The 18602-nt window shown below is 69.0% G+C and carries 17 protein-coding genes; 8 read left to right on the forward strand and 9 right to left on the reverse strand.

Annotation, left to right across the window (positions count from 1 at the left end):
* Positions 1–137 precede the first annotated feature (137 nt).
* Positions 138–1463 (reverse strand): argininosuccinate synthase, encoded by a 1326-nt coding sequence (gene argG / locus QTN24_RS19925; protein WP_124685882.1) that lies wholly within the window; start codon positions 1461–1463, stop codon positions 138–140.
* 266 nt (positions 1464–1729) lie between these two features.
* On the opposite strand from argG, the gene QTN24_RS19930 reads away from it, so the two are divergent.
* The 3 genes from QTN24_RS19930 (at position 1730) to QTN24_RS19940 (ending at position 3125) form a co-directional block, all read left to right on the forward strand.
* Positions 1730–2155, forward strand: coding sequence for a VOC family protein (locus QTN24_RS19930; RefSeq protein ID WP_313839248.1), 426 nt, complete (start codon positions 1730–1732; stop codon positions 2153–2155).
* Positions 2156–2225: 70 nt separating this feature from the next.
* Positions 2226–2429, forward strand: coding sequence for a SlyX family protein (locus tag QTN24_RS19935; protein WP_313839250.1), 204 nt, complete (start codon positions 2226–2228; stop codon positions 2427–2429).
* Positions 2430–2579: 150 nt separating this feature from the next.
* Complete coding sequence (locus QTN24_RS19940; RefSeq protein WP_313839407.1) at positions 2580–3125, forward strand: DUF1439 domain-containing protein; 546 nt, start codon at positions 2580–2582, stop codon at positions 3123–3125.
* On the opposite strand, the gene QTN24_RS19945 is transcribed toward QTN24_RS19940, so the two are convergent.
* Positions 3100–3972: an NAD-dependent protein deacetylase gene (locus QTN24_RS19945; protein ID WP_313839251.1), complete on the reverse strand. Its 873-nt coding sequence runs from the start codon at positions 3970–3972 to the stop codon at positions 3100–3102. The genes QTN24_RS19940 and QTN24_RS19945 overlap by 26 nt on opposite strands.
* Positions 3969–4184, reverse strand: coding sequence for an oxidoreductase-like domain-containing protein (locus QTN24_RS19950; protein ID WP_313839252.1), 216 nt, complete (start codon positions 4182–4184; stop codon positions 3969–3971). Before QTN24_RS19950 ends, QTN24_RS19945 begins: the two co-directional genes overlap by 4 nt.
* Positions 4185–4383: 199 nt before the next feature.
* Here QTN24_RS19950 and QTN24_RS19955 point away from each other — a divergent pair, with 199 nt between their 5' ends.
* The gene (locus tag QTN24_RS19955; protein ID WP_313839253.1) at positions 4384–6729 is read left to right on the forward strand and encodes a patatin-like phospholipase family protein; all 2346 of its coding nucleotides are present in this window, start codon (positions 4384–4386) and stop codon (positions 6727–6729) included.
* A 226-nt stretch (positions 6730–6955) separates the two neighbouring features.
* On the forward strand, positions 6956–7804 hold the full coding sequence (locus QTN24_RS19960) for an IclR family transcriptional regulator C-terminal domain-containing protein (RefSeq protein ID WP_124685877.1): 849 nt from the start codon (positions 6956–6958) through the stop codon (positions 7802–7804).
* 28 nt (positions 7805–7832) lie between these two features.
* Here the strand turns inward: QTN24_RS19960 and QTN24_RS19965 are convergent, their stop codons facing one another.
* The 3 genes from QTN24_RS19965 to QTN24_RS19975 all read right to left on the reverse strand — a co-directional run bounded on the left by QTN24_RS19965 (position 7833) and on the right by QTN24_RS19975 (position 11058).
* Positions 7833–8630 carry a flagellar brake protein gene (locus QTN24_RS19965; RefSeq protein ID WP_124685876.1) on the reverse strand — a complete coding sequence of 266 codons (798 nt, stop codon included), beginning with the start codon at positions 8628–8630 and terminating at the stop codon, positions 7833–7835.
* A 362-nt stretch (positions 8631–8992) separates the two neighbouring features.
* Positions 8993–9529, reverse strand: coding sequence for a methylated-DNA--[protein]-cysteine S-methyltransferase (locus QTN24_RS19970; RefSeq protein WP_313839255.1), 537 nt, complete (start codon positions 9527–9529; stop codon positions 8993–8995).
* A complete protein-coding gene (locus QTN24_RS19975) occupies positions 9526–11058 on the reverse strand; it encodes an AlkA N-terminal domain-containing protein (protein ID WP_313839257.1) in 1533 nt (510 codons plus the stop codon). The genes QTN24_RS19970 and QTN24_RS19975 overlap by 4 nt, the downstream gene beginning before the upstream one ends.
* A gap of 211 nt (positions 11059–11269) precedes the next feature.
* Between QTN24_RS19975 and QTN24_RS19980 the strand changes: the two genes are divergently transcribed.
* The gene (locus QTN24_RS19980) at positions 11270–14131 is read left to right on the forward strand and encodes a pitrilysin family protein (protein WP_313839259.1); all 2862 of its coding nucleotides are present in this window, start codon (positions 11270–11272) and stop codon (positions 14129–14131) included.
* Positions 14132–14188: 57 nt separating this feature from the next.
* Positions 14189–14560: a PHA-granule associated protein 4 gene (locus tag QTN24_RS19985; RefSeq protein ID WP_124685872.1), complete on the forward strand. Its 372-nt coding sequence runs from the start codon at positions 14189–14191 to the stop codon at positions 14558–14560.
* An 83-nt stretch (positions 14561–14643) separates the two neighbouring features.
* Here the strand turns inward: QTN24_RS19985 and QTN24_RS19990 are convergent, their stop codons facing one another.
* From QTN24_RS19990 to QTN24_RS20000, 3 genes are all read right to left on the reverse strand, one after another.
* Positions 14644–15222: a hypothetical protein gene (locus tag QTN24_RS19990; protein ID WP_313839260.1), complete on the reverse strand. Its 579-nt coding sequence runs from the start codon at positions 15220–15222 to the stop codon at positions 14644–14646.
* Positions 15223–15280: 58 nt separating this feature from the next.
* A complete protein-coding gene (locus QTN24_RS19995) occupies positions 15281–16438 on the reverse strand; it encodes an acyl-CoA dehydrogenase family protein (protein WP_313839261.1) in 1158 nt (385 codons plus the stop codon).
* A gap of 138 nt (positions 16439–16576) precedes the next feature.
* Positions 16577–16891, reverse strand: coding sequence for a hypothetical protein (locus QTN24_RS20000; RefSeq protein ID WP_313839263.1), 315 nt, complete (start codon positions 16889–16891; stop codon positions 16577–16579).
* 382 nt (positions 16892–17273) lie between these two features.
* On the opposite strand from QTN24_RS20000, the gene QTN24_RS20005 reads away from it, so the two are divergent.
* Entirely contained in the window at positions 17274–18587 is a 1314-nt protein-coding gene (locus QTN24_RS20005) for an MFS family transporter (protein ID WP_124685868.1), read from the forward strand.
* Positions 18588–18602 lie beyond the last annotated feature (15 nt).

The following is an 18602-nucleotide window of genomic DNA, read 5'->3' on the forward strand; positions in this document are numbered from 1 at the left end:
AGCCGAAGCAGGAATGGAAAGGCCGGCGCGGCGGCCGGCATCGCGCATTGTGCCCCGTTGCGGCGCGGCGTGCAGGGCGTAAAAAAAACCGGCACGCGCGAAGCGTGCCGGTTTTTCGTGCCATGGCCCCCGGGGGCTCAGTCTTCGAGCTTCGGCAGCGCGGCGCTGGTCTGCGTGGAGAGCAGGCCGGTCTTGGCATAGGTCTGCAGCTTCTCGCGGGTGTCGACGATGTCCAGCGTGCGCATCGTGAGCTGGCCGATCCGGTCCAGCGGGGTGAACATCGACTCGCCCTTCTCCATCGTCAGCCGCTCGGGCTTGTACGTCAGGTTCGGCGACGTGGTGTTCAGGATCGAGTAGTCATTGCCGCGGCGCAGTTCGATGGTCACTTCGCCGGTCACGGCGCCGGCCACCCAGCGCTGGGCGGTCTCGCGCAGCATGATGGCCTGCGGGTCGAACCAGCGGCCCTGGTACAGCAGGCGGCCCAGGCGGCGGCCGTTGTCGCGGTACTGCTCGATGGTGTCCTCGTTGTGGATACCGGTAATCAGGCGCTCGTAGGCGATGAACAGCAGCGCCAGGCCTGGGGCCTCGTAGATGCCGCGGCTCTTGGCCTCGATGATGCGGTTCTCGATCTGGTCGCTCATGCCCAGGCCGTGGCGGCCGCCGATGGCGTTGGCTTCCATGAACAGGTCCACGGCGTTGGCGAACGTCTTGCCGTTCAGCGCCACGGGCTGGCCTTCCTCGAAGCGCACGGTCACTTCCTCGCGCTTCACTTCCACGTCGTCGCGCCAGAACTGCACGCCCATGATCGGCTGGACGATGCGGATGCCCGAATCCAGGTGCTCCAGGTCCTTCGCCTCGTGGGTGGCGCCCAGCATGTTCGAATCGGTCGAGTACGCCTTTTCGGCCGACATCTTGTAGTCATGGCCGTTCTGGCGCATGAACTCGGACATTTCCGCCCGGCCACCCAGTTCGTCGATGAACTGCTGGTCCAGCCACGGCTTGTAGATCTGCAGGCCCGGGTTGGTCAGCAGGCCGTAGCGGTAGAAGCGCTCGATGTCGTTGCCCTTGAACGTGCTGCCGTCGCCCCAGATGTTGACGCCGTCTTCCTTCATGGCGGCCACCAGCATCGTGCCGGTCACGGCGCGGCCGATCGGCGTGGTGTTGAAGTACGTCACGCCGGCCGTGGAGATATGGAACGCACCGCACTGCAGCGCGGCGATGCCCTCGGCCACGAGCTGGGCGCGGCAGTCCACCAGGCGGGCTTCCTCGGCGCCGTAGGCCTTGGCGCGGCGCGGGATGTCGTCGTAGTCCGGCTCGTCCGGCTGGCCCAGGTTGGCGGTGTAGGCGTAGGGAATGGCGCCCTTCTGGCGCATCCAGAGGAGCGCGGCGCTGGTGTCGAGTCCGCCCGAGAAGGCGATTCCGACGCGCTGGCCGGAAGGAATGTGCTGCAGGATGGTAGTCATCGCCAGGAAACCAGGTGAATGTGTCGGCTCTTGGGGCGCCCCCGCGTGCCCGGGGCATGCGGCGAGCCGGTCCGGCGCCCGAAACTCGTAACCGTGAATTGTGACATGGCACGGCCCCGGCGCCAAACCCGGGCCCGCCGAAAATATATGTGGACATGGCCAGGGCCGTCGACTAGTCTATTGTGGACGGCGTACACAAGACGCCGCGCAGGCACACTGCCCGCCGCCCGGTCCGGCCGCGGGCTCCCATCCCAAGGAGAGTTTCGATGGCATCGAAGATCGAGTCGTACCTGTTTTTCGACGGCCGCGCCGAAGAGGCGGCCGAGTTCTACAAGACCGCGCTGGGCGCGGAGGTGCAGGGCCTGATCCGCTTCAAGGATGCGCCGCCCGAAGCCGGCGAAGGCTGCACGCCGCGCCCCGAGAACGCCGATAAAGTGATGCATATGGCGCTCAAGATCGGCGACACGATCGTCATGGGCTCCGACGGCGAGTGCAAGGGCCAGACCGATTTCAAGGGCTTCTCGCTGGCCTACAACGCCGCCGACAGCGCCGAGGTCGACCGCACGATGCAGGCGCTGGCCGCCGGCGGCAAGATCGTGATGCCGGCCGACCGCACGTTCTTCAGCGAGCGCTTCGGCATGGTCACAGACAAGTTCGGCATCACGTGGATGGTGCTGGTCTACAAGCCCTAAGCGGCCGGGGCACCGGCCCCGCCCGGTTGGCCGCATCCCGTACAATGCGCGGCCAACCGGAGAATCGCCCATGGAATCCCGCCTGACCGATCTCGAAGTCAAGGTCGCCTTTCAGGAGGACCTGATCGAGACGCTGAACCTGACCGTCGCGCGCCAGCAGCAGCAGATCGACCTGCTGCAGGCCCAGTTCCGCGTGCTCTACCAGCAGGTGCGCGCCGCCGCGCCAACCGCGTCCGAAAGCCACCCGCAGCACGAGATCCCGCCGCATTACTGATACGCCGGCATCACATTCCGGAACGTTCGCGGCCGGGGCCGGGTCACACCGGCTATCCCCACTCCGGATTCGTCCCGTTCGCCCCCGATGCCCGTGACCCCGCCCCGCCTCCGCACCCGACGCACCCGACGCACCCGACGCACCCGACACATCCGCCATGGCCTGGCCGCCGCGCTAGCGTTCGCCGCCATCGGCGCGGCCCATGCCGGCTACAACGTCTGGACCGGCGAGTACACGTTCAGCAAGGCCGAGCTCCAGCGCGCCGTGGACCAGCGCTTTCCCACCACGCTGCGCTATGGCGAACTGGTCAGCGTGCAGCTTTCGCATCCCCGGCTGGTGCTGGATGGCGCGACCAACCGCGTGACCACGCAGATGGATGCGGCGGTGACCAACACGATCCTGCCCTCCCCGCCCGTCAACGGCACGATGTCGCTCAACAGCGGCGTGAAGTACGACGCCACGCAGCGCGCCGTGCTGCTCGACAACCCGACCGTGCAGGACGTGCAGGTCCAGGGCATGAGCCAGTACACGCAGCAGCTCAAGGCCATCGGCGCCGTGGTGGCCGAGCAGTTGCTGAAGGATTACCCGCTGCACACGTTCAAGCCCGAGGAATTGCGCTTCAACGGCCGCGAGGTGCAGCCCGGCGCCATCACCGTGACGCCGGACGGCATCAGCGTGAAGCTGGACCTGAAGTAGCGGCGTCCCCGGCGGCATCGAGCCCGAGCGACCTGGCCAGCGCCGCCAGCGTCGGTCCGATGGGCGCCGACAGCTTCAGCGCCAGCAGCGGGTCGGCGCGCGTGGTGCCCAGGTTGAGCGCCGCGATCGGCACGCCGCGCTCGGCGGCCCACAGGCAGAACCGGTAGCCCGAAAACACCGTCAGCGACGACCCGATGACCAGCATCGCGTCGGCCGCGCCCAGCGCCGCCCGGCCGGCATCCACGCGCTCGCGCGGCACCGATTCGCCAAAGAACACCACGTCGGGCTTGAGCACGCCGCCGCAGCGCTCGCAGTCGGGCACGGCAAAGTCGTCGAACAGCGGCGATTCGAGGTGCGCGTCGCCATCGGCCGCCGGCAGCGCCGACACATCGCGGAAGGCCGGATTCAGGCGCCAGAGCCGCCGCTGGATCTCGGCGCGCGGATAGCGCGTGGCGCACGACAGGCAGATCACGTGGCCGATGCTGCCATGCAGCTCGATCACGTCGCGGCTGCCGGCGCGCTGGTGCAGGCCGTCGACATTCTGCGTCACCAGCCCCGCCACCCGCCCCGCATCCCCCAGCCTCGCCACCACCCGGTGGCTGACGTTCGGCTGCGCGGCATCGGCCACGGGCCAGCCCACCATGCTGCGCGCCCAGTAGCGCTGGCGCGCGGCCGGCCCGCTCAGGAACGCGGTGATCGTCATCGGCGCGGACCGCTGCCAGCGGCCCTGCTCGTCACGGTAGCCAGGGATGCCCGAATCGGTACTGATACCGGCGCCGGTCAGCACGAACAGCCGCGGATGCTGGCCGACAAAGCCGGCCAGCGCGTCGGCCGCGCCATCGCTCACGGGTCCACCTTCACGCGCCCGGCCTGGCGGGCTTCCCACGCCTTCAGCTCCTGGCGATAGCGGTCCATCTCGTCGTTGTAGAAATCGAACACGCACGGATCGCAGCCGCTCTGGCAGCACTCGTTGTCGCCGGGGCGGTCGGGCGGCAGTGGCTTGGGGTCATCGGGCAACGGGAACGATTCGGCGGCGGACACGGCAATGCGAGGCAGCAAGACAGGACCGCGCCAGTATATGCCGCCCGCTGTTTCGGGATCGACCACCGCGATCAGGGTCTTTGGTCCAATGCCGGCGGCGGCAATCCCTGATATGCAGGAAACCGTACCGGTATTGAATTGTTTCGGGGTGCCGTCCCGCCCTGGGGGCTTGCTGATAGTGTGGGCGCCACGCCGGTCCGGCGGACTGCCTCTTGCCATGGTCACTGCCACGCGCGTCATTTCCGCATTGCATCGATCCGCCACGGCGCTGGCGGGCGTGCTGGCCTGCGCGGTCGCAATGGCCGCGCCGCCCGATGCCGAGCCGGGCCGCCGGCTGCTGCCCCCGCCAGACCCGGCACCCACCGCGCCGCCCGTGCTGCAGCCGGCCGATCCGCGCACCCCCATCGCCCCGCGCACGCTGCCGCCCCACCCCGAGGGCCGGCCCCGCATCTGCCTGGTCCTGTCCGGCGGCGGGGCGCGCGGCGCGGCCCATATCGGCGTGCTCAAGGTGCTGGAAGAACTGCGCGTGCCGGTGGACTGCATCGCCGGGACCAGCATGGGCTCGCTGGTGGGCGGCGCCTATGCCACCGGCATGAGCACGCCGGCCATGGAACAGCTCGTGGCCGGCCTGACCACCGACGCGCTGTTCAAGGAACGCCCGCCCCGGCAGGACCTGGCGATCCGCCGCAAGATCGAGGACCACACCAACCTCGTCACGCCCGAGATCGGCGTGCGCAGCGACGGCCTGCTGCTGCCCAAGGGCGTGGTCTCGGGCGTGCAGCTGGAAACGGTGCTGCGGCAACTGGCCAACGCGCCGGGCTACCGCGACTTCGACCTGCTGCCGATTCCGTACCGCGCCGTGGCCACCGACCTCGTGGCCGGCACGCCGGTGGTCTTCAGCGAGGGCGAGCTGGCCAACGTGATGCGCGCCAGCATGTCGGTGCCGGGCGCCGTCGCGCCCACCGAGTACCAGGGCAAGCTGCTGGTGGACGGGGGCCTGACCGACAACCTGCCCGTCGACGTGGCGCGCGCGATGGGCGCCGACGTCGTGATCGCGGTCAACCTGGGCACGCCGCTGATGAAGCGCGAGGAGCTGACGTCGCTGATCGGCGTGACCGGCCAGATGCTCAACATCCTGACCGAGCAGAACGTGCGGACGTCGCTGGCGTCGCTGAAGCCCACCGACATCCTGATCGAGCCCGCGCTCGGCGATTTCTCGGCCGGCGACTTCAACCACCTGCCCAAGACCATCCCGATCGGCGAGGCCGCCGCGCGCCGCGTGGCCGACCGGCTGTCCGCGCTGGCGCTGCCGCCGGACCAGTACGAAACCCTGCGCACGGCCCAGCGCGCGCTGCCGCCGCCAGACCCGCGGCCCGTCGACGAGATCCGCTTCGCGCCGCTGGACCGCGTGAACCCGGCCTTCGCCGCCGCCACGATGGAAACCCGGCCCGGCGAGCCGATCACCCAGGCCACGCTGGACCGCGACATGCGGCGCCTGTTCGGCACGGGCGACTTCGAGCACGTCAACTACCGCTTCCTGGAAGAGCCCGGCAAGCGCGTGCTGGGCGTGGATGCCATCGAAAAGACCTACGGGCCCGACTACCTGCGCTTCGGGCTCGGCCTCAGTTCGGACTTTCGCGGCAACGCCTACTTCAACCTGCTGGCCAGCTACCGCCGCACCTGGCTGAACGCGCTGGGCGCCGAATGGCGCAACGACGTGCAGGCGGGGCAGACGTCGAGCCTGGTCAGCGAGTTCTACCAGCCGCTGGACACGCGCCAGCTATTCTTCGTGGCGCCGCGCATCGAGCTGGAACGCCGGCCGGTCAACGTGTTCAGCGGCAACAACAAGATCGCCGAGTACGACCTGCGGCGCACCGATTTCGCCTTCGACGTGGGCAGCCAGTTCACCAAGTACGGCGAGGCGCGGCTGGGCGTGGTGATCGGCCACCAGAACGTGTCGCTGTCCACGGGCCCCGCCACGCTGTCGCCCACGACCGGCGGCGACGTGGATCGCCGCGCCATCGCGGGCCGGCTGCTGTTCGACCAGCTCGACAGCATCAACTTCCCGCGCTTCGGCTACGGCGGCACGCTGAACGTGTTCTCGTCGCAGGCCGCGATGGGTGCCACCGATACCTACACCAAGGGCGAGATCACGGCCACCGGCGCCTATTCGTTCGGCCGCCATACGCTCAGCATGGGCGTGCGCGCCGGCAGCAACCTGGGCGGCCCGGGCCTGCCGCGCTACGACCTGTTCCAGTGGGGCGGCTTCCTGCAGCAGTCGGGCTTCAGCACCGGGCAACTGATCGGCGGCAACCTGCAGTTCGCGCGGCTGGTGTACTACAACAAGCTCGTCAAGCAGACGCTGCTGGAAGGCGTCTACGCCGGGGCGTCGCTGGAAGCCGGGCGCGTCGGCGCGCCGCTGGTGGCGGGCAGCCCCACCGGGCTGCTGAAATCGGCGTCGGCGTTCCTGGGCGTGGACAGCCCCATCGGCCCGCTCTACCTGGCCTACGGCCGCGCGTCGGGCGGCCGCTATGCGTTCTACCTGTTCCTCGGCAAACCCTAGGCATCAGCCATGTGAAGGGTACGAGACCCCACGTCGGGTGGAGGGGCGCCGTTGTGCCGATCCCTATACTTGAGGGTGCCGGCCGGCTTTCCATTTCTGGCCGGCACCCCCTTTGCCCAGTCGCCGTACACCGGCGACATTTTTTTGTCCGAAGTGCGGCAATCCCCGGGCCGGGACGGTAAGATGCGCGATTATCGAACACCGCATCGCCCCCTCGCCCCCTGCCATGGACGCCCCCCATCCCATCCACCTCAAGCCCGCCCAGGCCGACACCGTCCGCGCCGCGCATCCGCCGGCCGACATCCTGAACAGCTTTGCCGGGGACCCGAACTTCATGCTGTCGCTAGCGCGCGGCCTGACGGTGCTGGAGGCGTTCTCCGAGCGCAAGCGTCCGTTGACGATCTCGCAGGTGGCGCAGCGCACGCAGCTATCGCGCGCGTCCGTGCGGCGCTGCCTCTATACGCTGGAACAGCTCGGCTACGTGAGCCAGCAGGACGGCCACTTCGCGCTGCGGCCGCGCGTGCTGCACCTGGGGCACGCCTACTTCTCGTCGACGGCGCTGGTGTCGTCGGCCCAGCCGATCCTGGACACGCTGAGCGCCCGCGTGCACGAGACCTCGGCGCTGGCCATTCTCGACGGCATCGACATCCTGTACCTCGTGCGCTCCGAAGTGCAGCGCGTGCTGACCCACGCGCTGGGCATGGGCAGCCGACTGCCGGCCTATTGCACGTCCACCGGCCGGCTGCTGCTGGCGCACCAGCCCGATGCGGTGCTGGAGGCGTTCTTCGAGCACGCCGAGCTGCGGCCGCGCACGCTGCTGACCAAGGTGTCGCGGCCCGAGCTGGAAGCGGCGTTCCAGCGCGCACGGGAGCTGGACTACGTGCTGATCGACGAGGAACTGGAGCCCGGCCTGCGCGCCATCGCCGTGCCGGTACGGTCGCAGACGGGCATGGTGGTGGCCGCCATCAGCGTGAGCGTGAAGGCCAACAAGGTGTCGGAAGGCGAGATGGTGGCGCGGCTGCTGACCCCGATGCGCGAGGCCGCCGCCGCAATCGGCAAGCTGGTAGGAAGTTGAAGCAGGCAGGGGGCCCGGCCCCCTTGCCTTAGCCGCGGTGGGCCAGTTCCAGCTGGAACACCAGCCGCTGCAGGAAGTTTTCCATGCGGCCATCCGGATTCAGGAAGGCGCAGCCGTAGTGGTGGACGGTGTTGTCGTCGAAGCCCACCAGCCAGTGCCCCACCACCTGCATGTCCAGCTCCAGCCGGCCCAGCTCGGCAAAATCGAGCCGGCATTTCTTGATGACCGTGCCCACGGGCAGCTGGTCCGCCCCCACCGCACGCGACCGCAGGCCGACGCCCGACAGCGACAAGTCGGCGATATCGAGCTGCAGCGTGCTCTTGCTGGCCGCCTCCGGCAACTGCACCTCGCAGCGGTAGCCCTTGGTCAGCAGCGTGCGCGCCCGGAAATGGCGGCGGCGCTGGAAGTGATAGAGCTTTTCCGGAAAGTCAGCGATGAACGCCGGGCCGCCCTCGAAGCGCGTGGCGCCCGGCGTGCCCACCACGAAGTTGACCGGCACCCCGCGCAGCAGCCCGGAAAACGCGTTCTGGTCGGAGCCCATCAGCGCCTGGCGCTCGCCGTCGGCGCGGCACCAGTCGAAGATGAAGGTCTTGTTGGCCGGATCGACGTGGAGAATCGACGTCACGATCTCCGAGCCGCCGCGCGACCGCACGTTCAGCAGGCATTTCTGCCATGCCATGTCGCGCAGCACGGTGCCGATCTGGGAGCTGTGGGTCAGCCGGTAGCGCTCGTCCGATTGCGCCGAGCCCCGCTCGTCGTCGGGCTCGCCCTCCATCGGAGAGAAGGATTGGCCAGCCTGCGGCCCGCGGGGATCTTGGAGACTCATGGAATACGCTACGTCGAATAGTGGTTGCGCCGCAGCCCGCGTGGCGGGCGACGCATGGGTTCTGTCAGCGCGCGGCGCGCCAGCGCCGCATGGTAAGCGCGCCCCTACTGCGGCGCAAGCATATGCCATGGCCTTCGGCAAAATACGACGCAACTTTAGGAACCGACTTCGGTGGGGTAGCTTCCGCTACGCTTTCGGCGCAGTGCGGCGGCCAGGCTGGGCGCGGGTTTGCGGGCGATTTCGCTGCGGCGCACCAGTATCGGGCGCCGGGAGTTGTTTCATCGGACCGGCCAGCCGGCGGGGGCCGGCGTACCCGTTTCTGCGGAAGCAGGGCGGGCCGAAAGCGGCCGGGCCCGGCACCTCTAATACAAACCAGGCAGCCGGACGGCCGCGGCCCGGGCGGCCACCAGCGGCAGCACGCCTTCCAGATCCAGCAGCGCCCGCTTGCGATCGACGCCGCCCGCGTAGCCGGTCAGGGCCCCCGAGGCGCCCAGGATGCGGTGGCACGGCACGATGACCGACAGCGGATTGCGCCCCACCGCGCCGCCCACCGCCCGCGAATGGCTCGGTGGCAGCCCAATGCCGGCCGCCAGTTGCCCGTACGTCGACGTTTCGCCAAATCCCACTTCGCGCAACGCCTGCCAGATCCGCTGCTGGAACGGGCTGCCGGCAAAGCGCAGCGGCACCGTGAACGCCTGCAGGCTGCCGTCGAAGTAGGCCCGCAGTTCGTCGGCGGCCAGCGCCAGCGTGCGCGCATCGGCGCGGCTGTCCACGGCGGCCACGCGCGCCTGCGCCGGATAGTATTTCTGCCCGGCAAAGAACACGCCGGTCAACTGGCCGTCCTGGGCCCGCAGCAGGATGTCGCCCAGCGGGCTGTCGATGATCTGATAGCTGTTCATGCTGTCTCTTCCTCGTTTTCGGAATGACTTTCGGAGTGGCTTTCCGGCTCGCCCGGCGCCGCCTTGGCGGCCTCGTAGCGATGCCAGAGGTGGATCGCCGCATAGGCCCGCCAGGGCGCCCACTGCGACGTCGCCGCGTGCATCGCGCGCACCGTGCTCACGCCCAGCACCTTGCGCAGCGCGTAGTCGGTGGCGGGGAACGCATCGGGCCAGCCCAGCGCGCGCATGGCCACGTACTGGGCCGTCCAGTCGCCGATGCCGTCGATGGCGCGTAGCTGCGCCACGGTATCGTCGGGCGCCGCGTGCGGGTCCAGCCGGATCTCGCCGGCGGCCACCTGCCGCGCCAGCGCACGAATGCTGCGCACCTTGCCCAGCGGCACGCCGGCCGCCTGGTAATCGGCATCGGGCAGCGCCGCCAGCGCGTGGGCGTCCGGGAAGACGTGGCTCAGTGGCGCGTGCCCGGCCTGCTGCGCCAGCCCGGCCAGTGCGGCATCGGGCAGCGGCGTACCGGCGATGCGGACCAGCCGGGCCAGGATGCGCCGGGCCTGCACCACCGAGATCACCTGGCCGACGATGGCCCGCACCGCGATCTCCAGCCCGTCGAACGTGCCCGGCAGCCGCATGCCGGGCGTCTGCGCGGCCAGCTCGCCCAGGTGGGCGTCGACGATATCGGGCCGGCAACCGAGGTCGCACAGCCGCCGCACCTTGCCCAGTGCCTGCGGAATGACATGCGCCAGCGTGGCGGCCAACGTCACGCGCACCACCGACCGCCGCGGCACGTGTTCCAGCCGCACCCATCCCAGATGGCGATGGCCGCCGGCCTCGACCGCGATGGTTCGGACATGCGCGCCGCCGTGCACCACGTCCACGCCATCGACCGCCCGCACGGCCAGGAATCCCAGCATTTCGGCCCACGCCAGCGGCGGCCGGTAGCCCAGCTCGAACACCAGCCGGTCGGCCATGCCATCCGCCGCGCGGCGCCGCATCGCCAGCGGCGTCAGCCCGTATCGTTCTTTGAGGACGTCATGAAAGCGCCGCACGCTGCCAAAGCCGGCCGCCAGCGCCACCTGCGTCACGGGCAGGCCCGTGTCCGTCAGCAGGCGCTTGGCCAGCAGCAGCTTCTGGGTTTGCGCGTATTCGTGGACGGACACGCCGAACGCGGTATCGAACAGCCGCCGCAGGTGGCGCTCGGTCACGCCGATGCGCGCAGCCAACTGCGCCACACCGGCGCCGGTCATGAATCCTTCGTCGATCAGCGTGGCCGCCGCCTGCGCGAGCCGGCCCGAGATATCGGCCAGCCCATGGCCGGGCGCCAGTTCGGGCCGGCAGCGCAGGCAGGGCCGGAAGCCGTGCTTCTCGGCGGCGGCCGCCGATTCGTAGAACGTGCAGTTCTCGCGCTTGGGCGTGCGCACCGCGCAGACCGGCCGGCAATACACGCCGGTGGACGACACGCCCACGAAGAAGCGTCCGTCGAAACGGCGGTCGTGCGAGACCACGGCCTTGTAGCAGGTGTCGGGATCGAGTTCCATGGCCTGCATCCTACGCCTTTGCCGCCGATCGAATACGCTGGAATCGGACATGCGCCTGCGCGCCAATTGTATGAATGTTGACGCACTTCGGCCCCGATTCTGAAAGTGCGCTGGCCAGCGTTGCATGGCGCCCGCGTGCGGCTAGAATCTGCTCACCCGCGCCGCCCGATAGCCCATCGTGCCGCGCGTGCCGCCTCAACCCGGAGTCCGCATGAAGCGTCGTCGTTCCGCCGCCGGCATGGCCAGCCTGGCCGCCGCCCTTGCCACCGCTTTCGGCCTGGTGGCGCCCGCCGCGCAGGCGGCGCGCACCGGCCCGACCGCCGCGCCGCCGTCCGCGCCGGTGGCGCGTGCGGTGCGCGTCACCACGGTCGAGGGCATCACCGAGTACCGGCTGCCCAACGGCCTGCGCGTGCTGCTTGCACCCGACGACGCGCAGCCGACCACCACGGTCAACATGACCTACCTGGTCGGCAGCCGCCATGAAAACTATGGCGAAACCGGCATGGCGCACCTGCTCGAACACCTGCTGTTCAAGGGCACGCCATCGCTGCCGGGCAAGACGATTCCGACGGAACTGGCGCGCCGGGGCATGCAGTACAACGGCACCACGAACCAGGATCGCACCAACTTCTTCCAGACCTTCGCGGCCAGCGAGGACAACCTGGACTGGGCCCTGCGCATGGAAGCCGACCGCATGGTCAACAGCTTCGTCGCGCGCAAGGACCTGGACAGCGAGATGACCGTGGTGCGCAACGAGATGGAGATTGGCGAGAACAATCCCATGCGCATGCTGCAGCAGCAGATGTACGCGGCGGCCTACCGCTGGCACAACTACGGCAAGGCGATCATCGGCGCGCGCAGCGACGTGGAGCGCGTGGGCATCGACAACCTGCAGGCGTTCTACCGCCGCTACTACCAGCCGGACAACGCCGTGCTGGTGGTGACCGGCCAGTTCGATCCGGCCCGCACGCTGGCGCGCATCGAGCAGGCGTTCGGGCCGATCCCGCGTCCGACGCGTGTGCTGCCGGCCGAGTACACCGTGGAACCGCCGCAGGAGGGTGCCCGCGAGCTGCTGCTGACGCGCCCGGGCGACAGCAGCATCGTCGCCGCGATGTATCACGTGGCGCCGGGCGCCCACCCGGACACGACGGCCCTGGACCTGCTGGCCGTCATCCTGGCCGACACGCCGGGCGGGCGGCTCGAACACGCGCTGGTCGACACGCGCAAGGCGGCGTGGCAGGGGTCGTTCTTCACGTCGATGAAGGACCCCGGCGTGATCCAGTTTGCGGCGGGCACCAGCAAGGACCGCCCGCTCGGCCCGGTGCGCGACGCGCTGCTGGCCACCGTGGAAGGCGTGGCGGCGCAGCCGATCACCGAGCCGGAACTGGAACGCGCCCGCGTGCGGCTGCGCAACGCCTACGAGAAGACGCTCAACGATCCGGCCGCCTATGGCGTGGCGCTGTCCGGGGCCATCGCCAAGGGCGACTGGCGGCTGTTCTTCATCAACCGCGACCGGGTGGAAACCACCACGCTGGCCGACGTGCAGCGCGTGGCCGAGAACTACCTGCGCCCGGCCAACCGCACCGTGGGCGAGTTCGTGCCGGGCGACAAGCCCCAGCTCGCCAGCATTCCCGCCAGCCCGGACGTGGCCGCGCTGACGCAGCACTACACGGGCAAGCCGCCCGCCCAGGCCGTGGCGCCGTTCGACCCGAGCCCCGCCAACATCGACGCCCACACCGTGCGCCAGACGCTGCCCAACGGCATGCAACTGGCGCTGCTGCCCAAGCCCACACGCGGCGGCGCGGTCAACGGCACGCTGATCCTGCGCTTCGGCAACGTCCAGGCGCTGCAGGGCAAGAGTTCGGTCGGATCGCTGACGGCGGCCATGCTGGACCGGGGCGCCGGCGCGTTCGGGCGGCAGCAGATCGCCGACCGGTTCGAGGCGCTGAAGGCCAACGTGTCGATTTCCGGCAGCGACGAACGGCTGACGGTTCGCTTCGAAACCCGCCGCGAGCACCTGCCCGACCTGCTGGCCCTGCTGCGTACCGTGCTGCGGATGCCGACCTTCCCGGCGAACGAGCTGGAAACGCTGCGCGCCACCAGCATTGCGGGCATCGAGAGCCAGCGCAAGCAGCCGGGCGCGCTCGCCCCGAACGCGCTGGGGCGTCACGGCAATCCATATCCGCCCGGCGATCCGCGCTACACGCCCACCTTCGACGAAAGCGTGGCCGCGCTCAAGAGCGTGTCGGTGGACAGCCTGCGCGACTTCCATGCCCGCTTCTACGGCACCGAGCACGCGCAACTGGCCATCGTCGGCGATTTCGATGCCGCGGACGCGGTCCGGCAGTCCGCCTACCTGTTCGGCGACTGGCGTGCGGCCGTGCCGTTCGAGCGCGTGGACCGACCGTTCGTGGCCATTCCGGCCACCGAATTCACGCTCGATACGCCGGGCAAGGCCAACGCCGTCTACGTGGCGGCGCAGCCCATCGATCTGGTCAGCGATTCGCCCGACTACCCGCTGATGCTGATCGCGAGCCGCGTGTTTGGCGGCACGGGCATGCGCAGCCGGCTGGCCGACCGGCTGCGGCAGGTTGACGGCATCAGCTACGGCTCGTCCAGCTCGCTGACCATCGGCGCGCTGGACCGCGCCGGCCGCTTCGGGCTGTGGGCCGCCTACGCGCCGCAGAACCTGCCCCGGCTGCGCAAGGCCGTCAACGAGGAACTGGCGCGGTTTGTCCGCGATGGCATCACGGCCAGCGAACTGTCGGAGGCGGCCAGCGGCCTGTTGCAGGCCGGCATGGTGAGCCGCACCCGCGACGGCGCGCTGGCAGGCGCCCTGGCCAACCAAGCGTACCTGGGCCGGACCATGGCCCATACGGCCGCCATCGAGGAAGCCATTCGCACGGCGACGCCCGACGCCGTCAATGCCGCCATCCGGCGCTATCTGGGCCCGGCCACGCTGACGCAGGCGTTCGCGGGCGATTTCGGCGGCTCGGGGGGCGTACCGGCCGCGACGGGGGCCGATGGCGGCGGCCAGGCGGCGGTGGCTCCGGCCGACGCAGGCAAGCCTTGAGGCAATGGGTCGATCACTGTATATTCATACAGTGTTTTGTTGAGACTTGAGGTGTGGATGTCAATCGTGCGAGCTGGCAGCAAGGCGGAGGCGCTCAGGCTTCTGACCTCGGAGCAGGCGCTGGCGCTTGAGCTGGACTACGAGACCGGATGGCAGGACGCCATCGAGCTCGGCCGGCTCGGCGAGAAGCGGGGCATCAAAGTGCAATATCGCGGACAGGAGAGTGTTGCCGTGCGGTCCCGCGAAGCATTGCTGGAGGGGCTGGGCAAACCCAAGACGACGTTCCGGCAGCGGAACCTGTATTGCCAGTTCGACCTGGGCTCGCTGGCCGACCGCGAGCTGCTGGACCTGGAGGCCAAGGCGACGCGGCTGGGCGACTACATCCTCGCCGGTCATCTGCTGCGCGAGGTCGACACCATCTGGGCATAAAGGTCGGCCAGGATGGCCAGGGTGGGCGCCATGGCACGCGAGGGAGCGGATTGGCTACCGGCCCCACCCCGCCGCCATCCGGCTCAGCGCCAGACGCGCGTGGCGCCGGCCCAGCGCGCCGCGGCCATGGCGTGCATGACGGCGCAGTCGGCTTCGGTCCGGACGGCTGGCTGTTCGGCGTCGGGGATGTTGCTGGAGCACAGCACGGCGGTAACCAGCGTCTTGATATGGCCGCGCCCGCTCTGCGCCAGTTCGGTCAGGCGGTCGTAGCCGTCGAGGACGATCAGGCCGTCGCCGGCCTTGCGGTCGAGGTCGAGCGAGTACAGGTGATCGCATTCGCAGCGCATGACGCCGCCGGCCACGGCCACCACGATGGCGTTGGGCAATGCCAGTCCGCAGTCGCGGACCGCGCGGTGCAGCCGATCCAGATGGGCCTGCGCGCGGTAGTCGCGCGCCGAATGCGTGGGTTCGGGGCCGTTCGAGAGCGCCATCAGCTCCCGGGCCGATACCACGAGCGTGTAGGCCTGCAGGCCCGTGCGGTACGTGGCCACCACGGCGCGGAGCCGATGGACCGCGTCATTGGCGGCCAGCTCGGCGACGGGCTTGCCCGCCACCGCCGACCTGCCCGACCCCTGCGGGGCCGCTACCTGGATCTTGCTCATCCTGTCTCCTATCCCCTCGTCAGGCCGGTCAGTCCGGCTCGCCCTGCGCGTCGCGCGCTCAGTCGCGCAGCAGTTGCTTGGCGATGATCAACTGCTGGATCTGGGTGGTGCCCTCGTACAGGCGCAGCAGGCGCACGTCGCGGTAGAACCGCTCGGCCTTGTATTCGGCAATGTAGCCGGCGCCGCCATGGATCTGCACCGCGCGGTCGGCCACGCGGCCCACCATCTCGGTACAGAACATCTTGGTGCACGATGCCAGCATGCTGACCTCGGGGTCGCTCTTGCCGGCCGGCTTGGCGTCGTAGCGCTGCGCGCAGTCGCGCACCATCGACAGGCCCGCGTACAGTTCCGCCTGGCTGTCGGCCAGCATGCCCTGGATCAACTGGAAATCACCGATGGGCTTGCCGAACTGCTTGCGCTCCTTGGCGTAGGCCACGGCGTCGGTAATCAGGCGGTGCGCCATGCCGCAAGCCAGCGCCGAGATATGCAGGCGGCCCCGGTCCAGCACCTTCATGGCGGTCTTGAAGCCCACGCCCGGCACGCCGCCGATGATGTTCGCGGCCGGTACGCGGACGTTTTCGAGCACCACGTCGCACGTCTTGGTGCCGCGCTGGCCCATCTTCTTGTCCGGCTTGCCCAGCGAGATGCCCGGGGTGTCGGCCGGGACGATGAACGACGAGATGCCCGACGCGCCCGGGCCGCCCGTGCGGGCCATCAGCGTGAATGCGCCGGCACGCGGCGCGTTGGTGATGAATCGCTTGGTGCCGTTGATGACGTAGTGGTCGCCGTCAAGCTCGGCGCGGGTCTGCAGCGACGCGGCGTCGGACCCCGCGTTCGGCTCGGTCAGCGCGAACGAAATCACCAGTTCGCCACTGGCGATCTTCGGCAGGTAGGTCTGCTTCTGCTCCTCGGTGCCGTCCATCAGGATGCCCTGCGAGCCGATGCCGACATTGGTGCCGAACACCGAGCGGAATGCAAAGGCGGTGTGGCCGAGGTCGTACACCACATCGCATTCCTGCGACATCGACAGCCCGATGCCACCGTAGTTTTCCGGGATCGAGATACCGAACAGGCCCATCTCCTTCATGTCGGCCACGATATCGGCCGGCACGTCGTCGATTTCTTCCAGCGTGTCCTCGGCCGGCTTCAGGCGTTCATCGATGAACCGCTGCACCGAAGCGCGCAGCAGGGAAAAGGATTCGGCGTCGAGGGCCATGGCTATCTCCGGTGAGTCGGTGCAACGTCAATGGCCGCCAATGGTACGCCGACCATCGGTTTTGACAATCCACGGCGACTTGGACAGAACCGTCAATAATTTTTGACAGTGCTGGATATGGCGCCCCGGTGTTGCAAATTAGTCACATTTCTTGCGGGCCAGGGTCTCGCGCGTGTAGCCGTGGCGCACCCGAAGCTGGTGCTCGGCCTCGTCGGCCTGGTCCAGGCAGGCGAACACCAGGTCGTCCTTGAACTTCTGGGTCACGCCGTGCAGCCGCGGCGCCTCGTAGGAAATCTGGCGCGCGCGGCAGCGCAGGAACAGCAGCGTCTGCTCGGACGCCGTGCGCAGCTGGGCCTGGCCGATCCGCTGGCACTGGACAAGGCTGGCGTCGCCTTCGGCGCGGGCCGGGCCCGAGGCCCAGAGCAAGGTGGCAAGCAGGACGAAGTAGCGCACGATGGTGTCGACAAGGAGATTGAAAGGCGCGGCGTTCAGAATCGGCGAGCATCATTGCGCAGCCGCACGGCCGGCGCAAGCTGGCCGGATGACCGAAGTCAGGCCCGTGCATTTTTGACGCTTATCGGGCGAATTTCGTAATAACTCTTTCCATCCCGTCAGACAATGCGGCGCAAAGCCGCCGCTGGCAAGGCATTTGCAACATCGGCCGCACAGGATGCGGCGCGGCCCCCTTGGGAGCGTCACGGTTACCGGTTACGCTAGCCAGCCTCAAGGGCGCCCGTGCGCGAGGCCCCGCCCGGATGGCGCGCCGGCCCGCCCGCCGCGCCCCGCCCGACCCGACCCGCGGCGCCCCCGCCGCCCAGATACAACACAAGGTCCTATGACAGACATCGCCTCCCCGGCCATCACCGGCACGCCACCGTCCCCCGAAGAAACCAGAAAGCGCGTCTTTGCCATCGTGGCCGCGTCGTCCGGCAACCTCGTCGAGTGGTTCGACTTCTATATCTATGCGTTCTGCGCCATCTACTTCGCGCCGGCGTTCTTCCCGAAAGGCGACCCCACCGCGCAGTTGCTGAACACCGCCGGCGTGTTCGCGGCGGGCTTCCTGATGCGGCCGATCGGCGGCTGGCTGTTCGGGCGCATCGCCGACCGCAACGGCCGCAAGAACTCGCTGCTGATCTCCGTGATCATGATGTGCTGCGGCTCGCTGCTGATCGCCTGCCTGCCCACCTACGCCACCATCGGCAACTGGGCGCCCGCGCTGCTGCTGCTGGCCCGCCTGCTGCAGGGCCTGTCCGTGGGCGGCGAGTACGGCACCACGGCCACCTACATGAGCGAAGTGGCGCTCAAGGGCCGGCGCGGCTTTTTCTCGTCGTTCCAGTACGTGACGCTGATCGGCGGCCAGTTGCTGGCAGTGCTGGTCGTGGTCATCCTGGAACAGTTGCTGACCGAGGCCGAGCTGAAGGCGTACGGCTGGCGCATCCCGTTCGTGGTCGGCGCCATCACGGCGGTCGTGGCGCTGCTGCTGCGCCGCACGCTCCATGAAACCACCACGGCACAACAGCGCAACAACAAGGAAGCCGGCAGCGTGGCGGCGATCTTCCGCCACCACAAGGCCGCGTTCTTCACGGTGCTGGGCTACACGGCCGGCGGCTCGCTGATCTTCTACACGTTCACCACGTACATGCAGAAGTTCCTGGTCAACACGGCCCACCTGCCGATCAAGACCACCAGCTACGTGATGACCGTCTGCCTGTTCCTCTACATGTGCATGCAGCCGTTCTTCGGGGCGCTGTCCGACCGCATCGGCCGCCGCACCAACATGCTGCTGTTCGGCGCCCTGGGCGCCATCGCCACGGTGCCCATCCTGACCGCGCTCAAGACCGTGTCCAGCCCCGAGCTGGCCGGCCTGCTGATCTGCGTGGCACTGGCCATCGTCAGCTTCTACACGTCGATCAGCGGCATCGTGAAGGCCGAGATGTTCCCGCCCGAAGTGCGCGCCCTGGGCGTGGGCCTGGCCTACGCGGTGGCCAACGCCCTGTTCGGCGGCTCGGCCGAGTACGTGGCCCTGGGCCTGAAGTCCATCGGCCACGAGAACGCGTTCTACTGGTACGTCACCGCCATGATGGTCATCGCCTTCCTGGTCAGCCTGCGGCTGCCGCGCCAGGCGAAGTACCTGCATCACGAGCATTGAGACGGGCGGGCGGGA

Source organism: Cupriavidus sp. SZY C1, assembly GCF_032190535.1.
In the GTDB taxonomy this organism is placed as follows: Bacteria; Pseudomonadota; Gammaproteobacteria; order Burkholderiales; family Burkholderiaceae; genus Cupriavidus; species Cupriavidus pauculus_C.

Excerpts from the sequence above, each read along its gene's own strand:
- QTN24_RS20005 (WP_124685868.1), top strand. The coding sequence starts at position 17,274 with ATGACAGACATCGCCTCCCCGGCCATCACCGGCACGCCACCGTCCCCC.
- QTN24_RS19935 (WP_313839250.1), top strand. The coding sequence starts at position 2,226 with ATGGAATCCCGCCTGACCGATCTCGAAGTCAAGGTCGCCTTTCAGGAG.
- QTN24_RS19965 (WP_124685876.1), bottom strand. The coding sequence starts at position 8,630 with ATGAGTCTCCAAGATCCCCGCGGGCCGCAGGCTGGCCAATCCTTCTCT.
- QTN24_RS19990 (WP_313839260.1), bottom strand. The coding sequence starts at position 15,222 with ATGAGCAAGATCCAGGTAGCGGCCCCGCAGGGGTCGGGCAGGTCGGCG.
- QTN24_RS19960 (WP_124685877.1), top strand. The coding sequence starts at position 6,956 with ATGGACGCCCCCCATCCCATCCACCTCAAGCCCGCCCAGGCCGACACC.
- argG (WP_124685882.1), bottom strand. The coding sequence starts at position 1,463 with ATGACTACCATCCTGCAGCACATTCCTTCCGGCCAGCGCGTCGGAATC.
- QTN24_RS19980 (WP_313839259.1), top strand. The coding sequence starts at position 11,270 with ATGAAGCGTCGTCGTTCCGCCGCCGGCATGGCCAGCCTGGCCGCCGCC.
- QTN24_RS19955 (WP_313839253.1), top strand. The coding sequence starts at position 4,384 with ATGGTCACTGCCACGCGCGTCATTTCCGCATTGCATCGATCCGCCACG.
- QTN24_RS19930 (WP_313839248.1), top strand. The coding sequence starts at position 1,730 with ATGGCATCGAAGATCGAGTCGTACCTGTTTTTCGACGGCCGCGCCGAA.
- QTN24_RS19975 (WP_313839257.1), bottom strand. The coding sequence starts at position 11,058 with ATGGAACTCGATCCCGACACCTGCTACAAGGCCGTGGTCTCGCACGAC.
- QTN24_RS19985 (WP_124685872.1), top strand. The coding sequence starts at position 14,189 with ATGTCAATCGTGCGAGCTGGCAGCAAGGCGGAGGCGCTCAGGCTTCTG.
- QTN24_RS19970 (WP_313839255.1), bottom strand. The coding sequence starts at position 9,529 with ATGAACAGCTATCAGATCATCGACAGCCCGCTGGGCGACATCCTGCTG.
- QTN24_RS19995 (WP_313839261.1), bottom strand. The coding sequence starts at position 16,438 with ATGGCCCTCGACGCCGAATCCTTTTCCCTGCTGCGCGCTTCGGTGCAG.